The organism is Faecalicoccus pleomorphus DSM 20574 (assembly GCF_000420345.1).
Lineage (GTDB): Bacteria > Bacillota_I > Bacilli_A > Erysipelotrichales > Erysipelotrichaceae > Faecalicoccus > Faecalicoccus pleomorphus.
Genome location: NZ_ATUT01000002.1, coordinates 94,600 through 108,474 on the forward strand (window position 1 = coordinate 94,600; position 13,875 = coordinate 108,474).

Sequence of the window (13,875 nt, forward strand, 5' to 3'; positions counted from 1 at the left end):
ATGAAATCATTCAAACGGTTTGTATGCTTTTTGATCAGCGGCTTTTTGCTTGTGGGCTGTCAAAGTGCGAAACCAGAAGAAAACCCGGCTGTGCATGTTTTAGACAATAAAGATACATTGGTCGAGCTAAAGAATATGCCCGATCCTAATGATGAAAGTCTGAGTTTAGGACAACAGTTGGACGCCCCAGAAGAGGGAGAAGAAATTGCTGTCATCCATACCAGTATGGGTGATATTTATGTGCGCTTCTTTCCGGAGGCTGCACCTAAGGCAGTTTATAATTTTAAAAAACTGGCTTTAGAAGGATACTATGATGGATTGACCTTTCATCGTGTGATTTCCGATTTTATGATTCAGGGTGGTGATCCTAATGGAGATGGCAGTGGTGGTCAAAGCGTCTGGAAAGAAGAATTTGAAGATGAATTCAGCACCAAGCTTGTCAATATTACCGGTTCTCTGGCCATGGCGAATGCCGGCAGCAACACCAACGGAAGTCAGTTCTTCATCAATCAGGCTCCGGTCGTTGATCCATCTTACTGGCAAAGTATGCAAGCCAACTATGATCAGCTCAAGGATATGAGCGAAAAAGAGAAACAATCTGTATTGAATTATTATGGATACAGTTTTTTAAATATGGATAAGGTGGATGAAACGTATAAAGAACTATACCAGACACAAGGTGGTAATCCTTCTTTGGATGGGGCTTATAATGCATTTGATCCACAACGAGGACATACCGTTTTCGGTCAGGTCTTTAAGGGCATGGATGTGGTCCAGGCTATTTCTCAAGTACAGACAAACAGTCAAGATCATCCATTAGAAAATATTGAAATCGAAAAAGTGGAAATTGTTGAATATAAAGGTGAATAAGTAAGAAATTGGTAAGAAGGAGCTTCTATACTAAACGGTATGGAAGCTTTTTTTATTCTTGTATGTACATATGCTGCATCCATTTTTGAAAGACGAGTGTTGCAAAGAACAGAAAAAACCGAGTGGATTATTTTCGGACTGTGTTCTTTTTTTGTCCAGCCTTTTCTATCCCAGGCTATATTCTGGTTTTCACAGCTTTTTTTTACCTTTTTATTTTGTCTTTTTGAACAAGATCGACATACGTATTATATTAGCTGGCATTGGTCGATCGTATGTGTATGCATTGCCATTGGTTTTATTGGAACCTTTCAAAGTCTTCCTTGGCAAGGAGCACTTTTATACAGTGTGCCTGCTTTGTTTTTACATCGAAGAAAACCAGAGTGGATCGGTACAGCCGATGTATATTTTTTAGGCTTTTTCGGTTGTATTTTAGGGATGCATCGTATGATGGTTGCGGTATTAATTTCTGTTCTTTTTGGTCTTTTATGGTCCGTTATCAAACAAAAGAAGATGATCGCCTACGTGTCCTGTTTATGTGTCGGTGTCTGGATTGCTTATGTAAAGGGGTATTATCTGTGGGATATTTTATTCAGTCTTTTAAGTACATTCTAGGCTCATCCGGACATTCTATCTGAAGGCTTTGTTTCTGAAAAGGAAGATGGAAAGAAAGCTTATGGCTTTGCAGCAACAATCCTTTTCGATCTTTACGCACTCCATATAAAGGATCGTTATAAATGGGGTATCCCAAAGAAGCCAGATGTACACGAATCTGATGTTTGCGCCCGGTCGTAATTTCAATAGTCAGTTTGGATGCGTTTTTATTAGATTCAACCGCAGTGATTTTTGTCTTGCTTGGTTTTCCGTTTTTTGAAATACGCATATTTTTCGCCTGATGTCTGTCTTTTCCGATCGGCTTACAAATTTCATGGATAGAAGAAGGAAATTTTCCTTCGACGATGCACTGATACTCTTTTTTGATCTGATGCTGCTGCATCTGAAAATCAAAGTAAGGCTGAAAAAAAGGATGCTTACTAAACAACAGAAGACCACTTGCCTCATAGTCGATACGATGGATTGCCTGACAGGGATACATGGCTCCCTGCATCATTAAATGAGCATCGATTCTTGCTTGTAATGTATCTTGCGTGTGTCCATCATCATGAACAAGTAAAAAAGGGGGCTTAAAAGCTAGAATCACAAAACAGTCTTCATACAGGATCGTAACATCATCAAAGGATACTGGATGTATAAACTCTTTTGGCTTAAAAGAAATTGTATAACATTGTCCTTTGTATAGAATCGGTTCATTAAAGTCTGTGCATTGATTCCAGTGCTTCCTGGAAGCATGAAAAAGAGACTGCAGTTCGAAAAGAGTAAGCTCTTTTTTGGCAATAAACTGCAGTCGATTTTCATCACAGTGTAAAAGTTTAAGTGAAGAAAGCATATTCATAGATTATTTTAGAGTTTAAAGATATAATGTCAATATAAAGGAGGTTTTCGAAATGAAAATTTATAAATGTGATGACTGCGGTGCTGTATTTGAATTGGTTGTAGAACCTACAAAAGGTGCTATTGAAGGATTACGTGAAGTCAAAGCCGGTGAAGTTGACGGGGCTTTGGAAAAACACGTACCTGTTGTAGAACAAGATGGACATAAGTTGATCGTTAAAGTAGGAAGTGTGGCTCACCCTATGACACCAGAACACTATATCAATGCGATCTGGGTAGAATTTGAAGACGGAACCTATGTGAAAAAAGCACTGACACCGGATATGGCTCCAGAAGCACATTTCTGCATGAAGAATAAATCCGGAAAAGTAACTGTGTATGAATATTGTAATCTGCACGGACTTTGGAAAACAGAGTTTACTTTAAAAGCTGAATAATTGAATAGCTCTATCGTAAAAAGAACTGGAATTTCTTATGTAAAGATTCCGGTTTTTTTGTTTTTACAGGCTTTTCCTACAAGAATCATACAAGCTGTGGTTGTAAGATGGGAAAGACTCTACTACAATGGTAGGTGTATTTTTTAAGAAAAGAGGGAAATCATGAAATTGGAAAATAATTATCATTCTCTTACCAATTCGGTATTCGATAATGTGATCCTTATTCTAAAAAGTATGCTTGTGGGCGTTTGTGCCGGAGGAATTGCGGTATTGTATCGACTTGTATTGGGAAAGGGCGAATCTTTTGCCTTTTCGTTGTATGATTTTGTGTCAGGAAATCTTCTCTGGATCTTGTTGTTGATTCCCATCTTTGGAATTGTGGCGTATTTGATTGGAAAAATGGTGGATTACAATCCTATGATTTCCGGTAGTGGAATACCGCAGATCGAAGGTATTTTAAAAGGATATTTTTTAAAGCGGAAAAGTTGGTTTTCTACTCTGGTTTGTAAATTTGTTGGTGGTGCGATGGGGATTGCCGGAGGTCTTTCATTAGGAAGAGAGGGCCCATCGATTCAATTGGGTGCCAATGTTGGAGAAGCTATCGGTAATCGGTTGGGAAACGGACGACTGGAAAAAAAGATTCTTATCGCCGGAGGAGCCAGCGCCGGATTGGCCGCAGCTTTTAACGCCCCTTTGGCTGGTGTCATGTTTGCCTTGGAAGAAATCTTTAAATACTTTACACCGGTGATTTTGTTGTCGATGATGTCGGCAGCCGTAGCTTCCGATTTTATTTCCAAGCAGATTTTTGGCATGCAGCCTATTTTTGAATTGCCGGTGATTCAATCCATTCCCTTATCCGGTTATGGTTATCTGATCCTGTTAGGCATTTTACTTGGCGTTTTCGGCGCAATTTATAACTATGTATTGCTTCGAACAAAGGATCTGTACAAAAGCTTGTCTTTACCTACCTGGGTAAAAATCTGGATTCCTTTTTTGTTGGCGATTGTTTTTGGAATTACCATGCCGCAGGTGTTGGGTGGCGGTCATGCCTTGTTTGAAGAAATGAACAGTGATTTGGTTTTGACGACCATGATCGTTTTCCTTCTTGTAAAGTTTTTGTTTTCCGTCATCAGTTTTGGTTCCGGGATTCCGGGAGGTATTTTCTTTCCTTTGATTGTTTTGGGTGCCGGTATCGGTTCTGTATATGCTAAAGCAATTATTTCATTTTTAGGAGTTGATCCTATTTTATTTCATAATTTTATTATTTTGGCAATGGCTGGCTATTTTACAGCTATTGTCAGAGCTCCTTTGACCGGTATCATCTTAGTTACAGAAATGACCAATTCTCTGGCACATCTGTTATCGCTGACGGTGGTTTCTTTAGTAGCCTATGCCGTTGCGGACTTGTTAAAAAGTCCACCGGTTTATGAAGCTTTATTGGATGGCATGTTGGATAAAGAGCAGGGAGAGCCTAAAGAAAGCGGAAAAAGAATCGTATTTGAAATACTCGTACAACATGAATCCATGTTAGCCAACAAAATGGTAAAAGATATCTCGTTGCCCGAAGGTACACTGTTGGTGGAAATACGCCGAGGTGAATACAGGATATTGCCAAAGGGAAATACTAAAATAAAAGAAGGTGATACGATTTCTGTATTGACCGATGTAAATTTAGAATGCAGTGTGAAAGAAGCTTTGGAAGTACAGAATCAAAGTACCTAGGCTTCATATGAGAAGAAGTTGAGAATTAAAGGTCTGATATCTAAAAGGATATTGGACTTTTTTTGTTCTATATCGAGTAAAGGTTTGTTAGGAATAAAGAAGGGTTCACATATTGTTAAGTAACTTAATGAATGATATAATATTCCATATTTCAAGGAGGCTTTCATATGCTTGAAGTTAGACATCTTGTCAAAGATTATGATACAGGAAGTAATACCGTACATGCCTTAAAAGATATTTCTCTGACATTTCGCGACAGTGAATTTGTTTCGATTTTAGGACAAAGTGGATGCGGGAAAACAACATTTTTAAATATTATCGGAGGTTTGGATCAATATACCAGCGGGGATCTGATCATTAACGGACGTTCTACCAAAAACTATACGGATAAAGATTGGGATACCTATCGTAACCATCGTGTTGGTTTTGTGTTCCAAAGCTACAATTTGATCATGCATCAAACGGTGCTCAGTAATGTAGAGTTGGCATTGACATTAAGCGGTGTCGATAAGCAAGAACGAAGACAAAGAGCCACCGAGGTTTTAAAACAAGTCGGCCTGGAAGATCAGTTGGATAAAAAACCGACACAGATGTCCGGTGGACAGATGCAGCGTGTAGCTATTGCCAGAGCCTTGGTCAACAACCCGGAAATCTTGTTGGCGGATGAGCCAACCGGTGCCCTGGATTCCAAGACCAGTGTGCAGATCATGGATTTGTTAAAGGAGATTGCCAAAGATCGACTGGTAATCATGGTGACTCATAATCCAGAGCTTGCCAAGAGCTATTCAACACGTATCATTTCTTTATTTGATGGTGTAGTGCAAAACGATACCAACCCTATTGCACCGGAAGAAATTACTCCAATGACGGATTCTTTAAAAAAGCCAAGTATGTCTTTTAAAACAGCTTTATCACTGAGCTTAAATAACTTGATGACAAAAAAAGGTCGTACTTTGTTGACAAGCTTTGCCGGAAGTATTGGTATCATTGGTATCGCTTTGATCCTTTCTTTATCCAATGGGGTGCAGACTTATATCAATCAGGTTGAAAATGATACGATGGCCAGCTATCCAATTGAGATTCAAGATAACACCATGGATATGTCAACGATGATGGAAACCATGATGAATATGTCATCGGACGATAAAGAAAAGAAGGCAAACAAGGATGAGGTCACATCCATGCCCTACATCAATGATATTTTGAATTCGATCTCAAAGTCTTCCAAGAACAATCTTTCTGCCTTTAAATCGTATTTGGAAAGTAAAGAGGGAGATCAAATCATGGATCATACCAAAGCTGTGGAATACGATTATGGTTTAAGTATGCATGTTTATAATGATTTAGGTAATCAAGGTCTGGTACAAGTCAGTCCGAATGGATTGTTGGATCGCCTTGGTTACTCGGATTTGATGAATCTGCAAAGTCAGTTCATGTCTTCTTCTACATCGATGATGTCTAATGAAGTATGGTTGTCTTTGCCAGATACCAAGGAGCTTCGTGATGATGAATTTGAACTGGTTGAAGGAAAATGGCCGGATGCCTATAATGAGGTCGTGATCGAAGTCAATGATCAAAACGAGATTTCCGATTATGTACTCTATTCTCTGGGGTTGATGGATCAAGATGAGCTGGTCGAGAATTATAATCAGCTTTTAGCCGGTAATGTGGATCAAATTCAAACGAGTGAAGATGCCACTTACACATACGATGAATTATTAAATACAACGTTTAAGCTGGTCAATAACAGTGATTTGTATCATAAAGTCAATGGCGTATGGATCGATGGATCTCAGGATGAAGCCTATGTCGATCAGATTGTGGATCAAGCAACAGATGTTAAAATTGTTGGGATCATCAAACCAGCCGATTCTACCGTATCAAAGACAACGATGGGCGGTGTGTATTATTCCTCACAAATGCGTGATTATATGATTGAACAGTGTTCAAATTCACAGATCGTACAGGAACAAATCAATCATCCGGATACCAATGTATTTACCGGAACGGCATTTTCGGATGGGGAAGAAATGTCTATTTCGAAATTAACGCCGGAGCAGCAAATGGCCATGGCTTCTATGTCACAGGAAGAACTGATGTCTTATATGAGCACATACAATGAAAATCTCAATGCGACCTATGACAGCAATCTACAAAAGCTGGGATATATCGATCTGGATAATCCGACAAAGATCAATATCTATGCTTCCAGCTTTGAAGATAAAGAAGAAATCAGCAATTTGATCAACGAGTATAACGAAAAGGAAAAAGCAGCTGATCGTTTAGCCAATGTGATCACGTATAATGATTTTATTGGGATGATGTTGTCCAGCGTGACCAGTGTAATCAATATGATCTCCTATGTATTGATTGGCTTTGTATCGGTATCTTTGATCGTATCCAGTATCATGATCGGTATCATTACGTATATTTCTGTATTAGAGAGAACCAAAGAAATTGGAATCTTACGAGCTATCGGTGCTTCCAAAAAGGATGTATCGCATGTCTTTAATGCTGAAACGTTTATCATTGGTCTGGCCAGTGGATGCATGGGGATCTTGATTACAATCTTGTTGAATATTCCCATCAGCATGATCGTAGAGAATTTAACAGGAGTTTCTCATATTGCCAGCCTTCCATGGCAGGGTGGACTGATCTTGATCTTAATCAGTTTATTGTTGACAGTTATAGCCGGTCTAATTCCAAGTCGCTTTGCCTCGAAAAAAGATCCGGTGGAAGCCTTGCGAAGTGAATAGTCTATAAGAGTTAAGTAACCTGCTTAGCTCTTTTTTTAAAGAATGACTAGCTATTCTCGAACTGTAAATAAAATGACGTTTTACAGATTTTGATGAGTAATGATCGAACACTTGTATACTAAAACACTACAAGAATGGATTTCTTTGCAGTCTTGTTGTATTCGTTATATAAATGAATAGTAAATTGTAAGAACCTGGTAAAAAATCAGGTTCTTTTTGTTACATAGTCTTTACATTGAAAACGCATACATTTCAATGAAAAAGCATTTAAATTTTACGAAAAAGTGATATACTTTTAATTAAGTAAGACGCTTATGTTATATAGGAGGATGAGTATGGAACAAAATAATATGCTCGCAATGATCTTAGCGGGTGGGCGTGGTACGCGTTTATTGGATCTGACAAAGAAAAACGCAAAGCCGGCCGTTTATTTCGGTGGTAAGTATCGAATCATCGATTTTCCTTTGAGCAACTGTGCGAATTCAGGAATCAAAGTCGTAGGTGTTTTGACACAGTATGAATCCGTCATGCTGAATGCCTATGCCGGAGCCGGACAACGCTGGGGTCTGGATACAAGAGGAAGTGGTGTTTATGTACTTCCACCACGTGAAAAAGATGGAACAAAATTTGATGTGTATCAGGGAACTGCAGATGCCATTACACAAAATATCGACTTTATCGATACATTTGATCCGGAACATGTTTTGATTCTTTCTGGTGACCATATTTATAAAATGGATTATGCGGATATGCTTTCTTTGCATAAGGAAAGTGGTGCTGCCTGTACGATTGCCGTACTTCCGGTTCCAATGAAAGAAGCAAGCCGTTTCGGTATCATGAATACGGATGAAGAAGGTCGTATCGTTGAATTTGAAGAAAAACCGGAACATCCAAAATCAAACCTGGCCAGTATGGGTATCTACATCTTTAACTGGAAGGATCTGCGTAAAGAATTGATTGCCGATATGAATGTAGAAGGAAGTCATCATGACTTTGGTAAAGACATTATTCCTTCTTTCTTAAATCAGGGTAAAAAGCTGCAGGCTTATAAATTTGAAGGTTACTGGAAGGATGTAGGAACGATTGATTCTCTGTGGGAAGCCAATATGGATCTGCTTACAAAATCTAATGAATTGAATTTGGATGATCCAGAATGGAAGATTTATACAGAAGATGTTCCGACACTTCCACATTATGTATCTCCAACAGGTTCTGTTAAGAACTGCTATATCAATCAGGGAGCCATCATCAAAGGAAATGTAGAAGGTTCTGTCTTGTTCCACAATGTAACCGTGGATAAAGATGCTGTCGTTGAACAGGCTGTTTTGATGCCGGGCGTAAGTGTTGGTGAAGGTGCCAAAGTCTATCGTGCTATTGTAGCGGATGGTGTTAAGATCGACCCGGGTGCTGTTGTGGGATCACCAGACAGTGAAGAGATCGCGTTGATTTCAAAACGCGTAAAGAAAGGGGAGTAACCGACGATGTGTAACGCTTTAGGTATCGTGACTTACAATGACCCGAATGTGTATGTAAGAGGTCTTCAAAAATATCGCCCAATTGCGGCATTTAACTTTATTGGACGTTATCGTCTGGTGGATTTTCCATTATCAAACATGGCCAATTCTGGTATCCATGATATCAAGGTTTTTGTCAATGGAAATCCTCGTTCCTTGATTGATCATATTGGCAGTGGACGTCAGTATAATATCAACTCCAAACATGGAAAGATCGAGCTGATTCCATTATATCGGGAAGATGGTTCTGTGAAATATGTATCAGATGTACAAAGCTATTATGATCAGTTGTATTCCATCGAACAAAACAACAATGATTATGTGATCATTGCACCAGTCAATATGATTTACATGGCCAACTATGCGGATTTATTGGATCAGCATATGGAAAGTGGTGCGGAAATCACCATGTTATATCAGAATGTAGATAATGCCAAAGATCATTACATCAACTGTGATGTGATTCAGATGAATCGTCAAAAAGGTGTATTGAGCATTGAAAGCAACTTAGGAAATTATAAGAATCGTCAGCTTTCTCTACAGACGTATATTATGTCCAAAGAAATCTTTGTTTCGCTTGTAAAAGAGGCAACAAAGGTCAGCAGTATGTACTGGTTTAAGGATATTGTCAATGATCATTGTAAAGATATGGATATCCGTGGGGTAAACTTCCGTGGTGGTGTTTACTGCATCAATGATCTGAAATCTTATTTTGACAGTAATATGGCAATCTTGGATGAAGCTAATATGCGTGAATTCTCTAATCCAAAATGGCCAGCTTATACAAGAACCAATGACAGTGCACCAGCCATCTATTTGAACGGGGGAAGCGCAGTAGGCTCTTTTGTATCCAACAGTTGTGAGGTACATGGTCAGATTGTCAATTCGATCGTAGGTCGTGCCTGCAAGATCGGTAAAAATGCCGTTGTGGAAAATTGCTTGATCATGCCGGGTGTAACAATCGGAGATAATGCGGTATTAAAGAATGTGATCGTGGATAAATACGCCAAGATCGTGAAGAAAAAAGATTTAGCAGGTACAGAAGAAGAACCTTTGTACATCGGAAGAAGGGAGAATATCTAATGGCATCAATTTTAATGGTTGCAGGTGAAGGGCTTCCTTTTATTAAAACCGGTGGACTTGCGGATGTAATCGGTTCTTTACCGGCTGCTTTGACACAACAGGGGCATGAAGTTAAAGTCGTTATGCCTTTATATCGTAAAATTGCGGAAAAATACATGGATGAACTGTATTTTGATTGTGAGTTTTCTGTTTCCATTGCGTATCATGAAGTACCGGTACGTGTCTATTCCAAGATGGAAGGGGATGTATGCTTCTTCTTTATTCAACATCAGGGATATTTTGAAAGAGATACGTTGTATGGCTATGATGATGATGGAGAACGTTTTGCGTATTTCCAAAAAGCTGTGATTGAAATGTTGAATCAGCTAAATTACTGGCCAAATATCATTCATTGTCATGACTGGCATACCGGAATGATTCCTTGTATGGTCAAAGAAACACATGATAACGATGCACGCTATCGCAGTATTCGATTCGTTTATACGATTCACAATTTGGCTTATCAGGGAAACTTTGGCCCGGAAATGCTGGATAGTTGTTTAGGACTTCCTTATTATTTGCTGGATAATGGAAATGTTCGCTTTGATGGTGGTATTTCCTTTATGAAATCCGGTATCCTATATGCGGATAAGGTGACAACGGTTTCGCCAACGTATGCACAGGAGATCTTAACACCGCAATATGGTGAGCATTTAGAAGCAATTCTGAATATGCGTAAATATGATTTGTGGGGCATCGTAAACGGAATCGATATCAATTTATGGAATCCAAAAACGGATCCGGAGATTCCGTATCATTTTGATAAAGTCAATATTGAAAAACAGAAAAAACAAAACAAATTGGCTTTACAAAAAGAGTTGGGATTAAAAGAAGATGAGAATGTCATGTTGGTAGGATGTGTCAGTCGATTGACATGGCAAAAAGGCTTCTATTTGATGATGGAACAATTGGATGCCTTATGTGCTGCACCGATTCAATTAGTGATCTTAGGTAGTGGTGAAAGTCAGATTGAAAACAAATTCAGGGATTTGGAAAACGGAAACAAAGGAAAGATTTGTTTCTATTATGGATACAACGAAAGCTTAGCGCATCGTATCTATGCTGCCAGTGATCTGTTCTTAATGCCATCGTTATTTGAACCATGTGGTATTTCACAGCTTTGTTCTATGCGCTATGGAACACTGCCGCTGGTACGTGAAACCGGTGGTTTAAAAGATACGGTCAATCCGTATAACGAATATGATAAGAGCGGAAACGGATTCAGTTTTGAGCATTATGATTCCAATGAATTGATGAACACGCTGTATTATGCGATCGATGTTTATTACAACCGTAAAGAAGATTGGAAGATTTTACAGACTAATGCGCTGAATACGGATGTAAGCTGGGCCAACAGTGCCAAAACATATTCGTTGTTATATGATGAATTGATGGCTAATTCATGAGAGTTTCCGTCAGTGCATGTCTGGTCGGTCAAAAGTGTCGCTATGACGGAAACCACTGCAAAAGGGATATACTCGATACATTCTTAAAAGAACATGAAATTATACCGGTATGTCCGGAATGCTTAGCCGGCTTTTCCATTCCACGAGAACCAATTGAAATTTTGGATGGCAAAGTGATTACTAGATCTGGGAAAGATGTAACGTCATCTTTAGAAAAGGGCGTAGAAAAAGCGTTATCCATCTTAAAAGAAAACAAAATAGAGATTGTGATCTTAAAAAGTCGCTCGCCTAGTTGTGGTGTCGGCTTTACATACGATGGAACCTTTAGTGGTTGTCTGATCCAACAGGATGGAATGTTTGCCAGGGCACTAAAAAAGAATGGTTTCTTCATTCTTCAAGTTGACTGAAATTGTATTGATTTATTGAGGGAAATGGACTAAAATATTTTTAGATTTACTTTAGGAGGATATTTATAATGAAACAAGTTACTGTAACTGTAGTTGATCCAGTAGGATTACATGCTCGTCCTGCCACTGTGGCTGTAAACGCTGCCAGCAAATTCAAAAGTGAAATCAACGTGGCTTTCAAAGGACGTGAAGTAAACATGAAATCAATCATGGGTGTTATGTCTTTAGGAATCCCAACACAGTCTGAAATCACAATCAGCTGCTCTGGTGAAGACGAAGAAGAAGCAATTGCTGCTATTGAAGAAGTACTTCGCGCACAGAAAATTATTGCTTAATGTATAAAAAAGCCGAAAGGCTTTTTTTTTGGCCCTTTCTTAGAAGTTTTTATCAAATTGATAATCTTTATATTTATACAAAATTTAATATATGTATATAACTTGAAACATAATGAAAATTGTATTATGAATTGAAAATATTTTTCATAGGGGTATAATAAAACTATATTTTGTGGAAATCTTCGCAGAGTGAATAATAAGGAGGGAGAAACTTTATGGAGATTTTGAAATTGCTCGGAATCTTGATCGTAGTTGTTGGGTTTATCTTAAAGTTAGACTCCATACTGATCATCATGGTTGCGGCCATCGTGACAGCACTTGTTTCCGGCATTGATGTTGTTACATTTTTACAGACATTAGGATCCAGTTTTGTATCCAATCGAAGCATGTGTACATTTATCATCGTCCTTGTCTTGACAGGAACTTTGGAACGAAATGGTCTGAAACAGGCAGCGGCCGATTTAATGGCGAAATTTAAAAATGCATCAGCTGGTCTGATCATCGGTATATATGGTATCATTCGTCTGATTTTTGGTGCATTTAATATCAGTGTTGGTGGTGCTGCCAGTTTTATTCGCCCAATCGTAATGCCAATGGCTCAAGCTATCGTAGAAAAAGATGGACATCCGATTGCAGAAGAATATTTGGAACAATTAAAAGGAATGTCTTCTGCCATGGATAATGTGGCATGGTTCTTTGGACAGGTTTTGTTTGTTGGTACAAGTGGTATGTTGTTAGTGCAATCTACATTGGCAGATTTAGGCTATCAGGTAGAATTGATCGATTTGGCCAGTGTACAAATTCCTGTTGCCTTGATCGCAACAGCATGTGCCATTGTTTACTACTTCTTAAAAGATAAGAAACTGGCTAAGAAATATGCAGGAGGTGCGAAGTAATGACAAATCCTATTGAATATTTCATGAGCGCTGAAATAACCATGTCGGATAAACTGTTGGAAATCATGTATTTTGTGATCGGTTTGATTGCGATTTATGTTGCAATTCGAAATTTGAATGACAAAAGCAATGACAAACGGTATGGAACATTCGCATTCTGGTTTTTATTAGGTTTGATGTTTGTGATTGGAAAATGGATTCCGCCGATGTATACAGGAATCTTGATGGTTTTAATGGTATTAAGTCCTATCTTAAAACAAGTAAAAGCAGGTTCTGAACCAAGTCCTTCGGTAGAAGAGATGACAAAGAACTACAAGAAAATTGGCTTTAAAGTCTTCATTCCTGCGGTATCGATTGGTGCATTTGCCTTAATTGCGGCTTTGTTTACTACGATTTCTCCATTGTTTGGTATGGGGGTCGGCGTTGTAGTGGGTATCATCTTGTTGATGATCTTCTCAAAAGACAACAAGCCTTCTGTTTTCTTAAATGATGGACGAAGAATGTTGGATATCGTTGGGCCATTAAGCATGCTGCCTACACTATTGGCTGCCTTAGGGGCTGTCTTTACGACTGCCGGTGTTGGGGATGTGATTTCCGGTATCGTATCCAATATAATTCCTGAAGGAAATGTCGCAATCGGTATCATTGTGTATGCCGTAGGTATGGCATTGTTTACTATGGTCATGGGAAATGCGTTTGCGGCCATCACCGTTATGACAGTGGGAATCGGGGCACCGTTTGTATTAGCACATGGAGCGGATCCGGTAATTATTGGATCGTTGGCATTGACTTGCGGATATTGCGGTACATTATGTACACCGATGGCGGCCAACTTTAATATCGTTCCAGTCGCGGTACTGGAGATGAAGGATGACTACGGGGTTATTAAAAATCAGGTTGTTATTGCCGGAATCATGCTGGTTGTTCAGATTATTATGATGATTGTATTATCATAAGGAGT

General features: G+C 38.9%; 13 protein-coding genes. 12 read left to right on the plus strand and 1 reads right to left on the minus strand.

Annotated elements, in window-relative coordinates; genetic code table 11:
- Together G413_RS0102085 and G413_RS0102090 are read left to right on the plus strand one after the other, a co-directional pair.
- Positions 1-870 carry a peptidylprolyl isomerase gene (locus tag G413_RS0102085; protein ID WP_022789291.1) on the plus strand — a complete coding sequence of 290 codons (870 nt, stop codon included), beginning with the start codon at positions 1-3 and terminating at the stop codon, positions 868-870.
- Between the two features lie 39 nt (positions 871-909).
- A complete protein-coding gene (locus G413_RS0102090; protein ID WP_022789292.1) occupies positions 910-1,482 on the plus strand; it encodes a prepilin peptidase in 573 nt (190 codons plus the stop codon).
- On the opposite strand, the gene G413_RS10695 is transcribed toward G413_RS0102090, so the two are convergent.
- Entirely contained in the window at positions 1,460-2,320 is an 861-nt protein-coding gene (locus G413_RS10695) for an RluA family pseudouridine synthase (protein WP_051130142.1), read from the minus strand. The two genes, G413_RS0102090 and G413_RS10695, sit on opposite strands and share 23 nt — an antisense overlap.
- 52 nt (positions 2,321-2,372) lie before the next feature.
- Here G413_RS10695 and G413_RS0102100 point away from each other — a divergent pair, with 52 nt between their 5' ends.
- From G413_RS0102100 to G413_RS0102145, 10 genes are all read left to right on the plus strand, one after another.
- Entirely contained in the window at positions 2,373-2,756 is a 384-nt protein-coding gene (locus G413_RS0102100) for a desulfoferrodoxin family protein (RefSeq protein ID WP_022789293.1), read from the plus strand.
- A gap of 162 nt (positions 2,757-2,918) precedes the next feature.
- Complete coding sequence (locus G413_RS0102105) at positions 2,919-4,478, plus strand: ClC family H(+)/Cl(-) exchange transporter (RefSeq protein ID WP_022789294.1); 1,560 nt, start codon at positions 2,919-2,921, stop codon at positions 4,476-4,478.
- Between the two features lie 167 nt (positions 4,479-4,645).
- Positions 4,646-7,234 (plus strand): ABC transporter ATP-binding protein/permease, encoded by a 2,589-nt coding sequence (locus tag G413_RS0102110; RefSeq protein ID WP_022789295.1) that lies wholly within the window; start codon positions 4,646-4,648, stop codon positions 7,232-7,234.
- 335 nt (positions 7,235-7,569) lie between these two features.
- Complete coding sequence (locus tag G413_RS0102115) at positions 7,570-8,709, plus strand: glucose-1-phosphate adenylyltransferase (protein WP_022789296.1); 1,140 nt, start codon at positions 7,570-7,572, stop codon at positions 8,707-8,709.
- Between the two features lie 6 nt (positions 8,710-8,715).
- Positions 8,716-9,831: a glucose-1-phosphate adenylyltransferase subunit GlgD gene (gene glgD / locus G413_RS0102120; protein WP_022789297.1), complete on the plus strand. Its 1,116-nt coding sequence runs from the start codon at positions 8,716-8,718 to the stop codon at positions 9,829-9,831.
- The gene (gene glgA, locus G413_RS0102125; RefSeq protein ID WP_022789298.1) at positions 9,831-11,276 is read left to right on the plus strand and encodes a glycogen synthase GlgA; all 1,446 of its coding nucleotides are present in this window, start codon (positions 9,831-9,833) and stop codon (positions 11,274-11,276) included. Before glgD ends, glgA begins: the two co-directional genes overlap by 1 nt.
- Positions 11,273-11,683, plus strand: a complete 411-nt coding sequence (locus tag G413_RS0102130; protein ID WP_022789299.1) for a 2-thiouracil desulfurase family protein — start codon at positions 11,273-11,275, stop codon at positions 11,681-11,683. The genes glgA and G413_RS0102130 overlap by 4 nt, the downstream gene beginning before the upstream one ends.
- A 68-nt stretch (positions 11,684-11,751) precedes the next feature.
- Positions 11,752-12,018, plus strand: coding sequence for a phosphocarrier protein HPr (locus tag G413_RS0102135; RefSeq protein ID WP_022789300.1), 267 nt, complete (start codon positions 11,752-11,754; stop codon positions 12,016-12,018).
- A 215-nt stretch (positions 12,019-12,233) separates the two neighbouring features.
- Entirely contained in the window at positions 12,234-12,914 is a 681-nt protein-coding gene (locus tag G413_RS0102140; RefSeq protein ID WP_022789301.1) for a 5-oxoproline transporter, DUF969 family subunit, read from the plus strand.
- On the plus strand, positions 12,914-13,870 hold the full coding sequence (locus G413_RS0102145; protein WP_022789302.1) for a DUF979 domain-containing protein: 957 nt from the start codon (positions 12,914-12,916) through the stop codon (positions 13,868-13,870). Before G413_RS0102140 ends, G413_RS0102145 begins: the two co-directional genes overlap by 1 nt.
- The last annotated feature ends 5 nt before the right edge of the window (positions 13,871-13,875 follow it).

Coding starts and splice junctions, on each gene's coding strand:
- G413_RS0102085 (WP_022789291.1), top strand. CDS start 1: ATGAAATCATTCAAACGGTTTGTATGCTTTTTGATCAGCGGCTTTTTG.
- G413_RS0102090 (WP_022789292.1), top strand. CDS start 910: ATGGAAGCTTTTTTTATTCTTGTATGTACATATGCTGCATCCATTTTT.
- G413_RS10695 (WP_051130142.1), bottom strand. CDS start 2,320: ATGAATATGCTTTCTTCACTTAAACTTTTACACTGTGATGAAAATCGA.
- G413_RS0102100 (WP_022789293.1), top strand. CDS start 2,373: ATGAAAATTTATAAATGTGATGACTGCGGTGCTGTATTTGAATTGGTT.
- G413_RS0102105 (WP_022789294.1), top strand. CDS start 2,919: ATGAAATTGGAAAATAATTATCATTCTCTTACCAATTCGGTATTCGAT.
- G413_RS0102110 (WP_022789295.1), top strand. CDS start 4,646: ATGCTTGAAGTTAGACATCTTGTCAAAGATTATGATACAGGAAGTAAT.
- G413_RS0102115 (WP_022789296.1), top strand. CDS start 7,570: ATGGAACAAAATAATATGCTCGCAATGATCTTAGCGGGTGGGCGTGGT.
- glgD (WP_022789297.1), top strand. CDS start 8,716: ATGTGTAACGCTTTAGGTATCGTGACTTACAATGACCCGAATGTGTAT.
- glgA (WP_022789298.1), top strand. CDS start 9,831: ATGGCATCAATTTTAATGGTTGCAGGTGAAGGGCTTCCTTTTATTAAA.
- G413_RS0102130 (WP_022789299.1), top strand. CDS start 11,273: ATGAGAGTTTCCGTCAGTGCATGTCTGGTCGGTCAAAAGTGTCGCTAT.
- G413_RS0102135 (WP_022789300.1), top strand. CDS start 11,752: ATGAAACAAGTTACTGTAACTGTAGTTGATCCAGTAGGATTACATGCT.
- G413_RS0102140 (WP_022789301.1), top strand. CDS start 12,234: ATGGAGATTTTGAAATTGCTCGGAATCTTGATCGTAGTTGTTGGGTTT.
- G413_RS0102145 (WP_022789302.1), top strand. CDS start 12,914: ATGACAAATCCTATTGAATATTTCATGAGCGCTGAAATAACCATGTCG.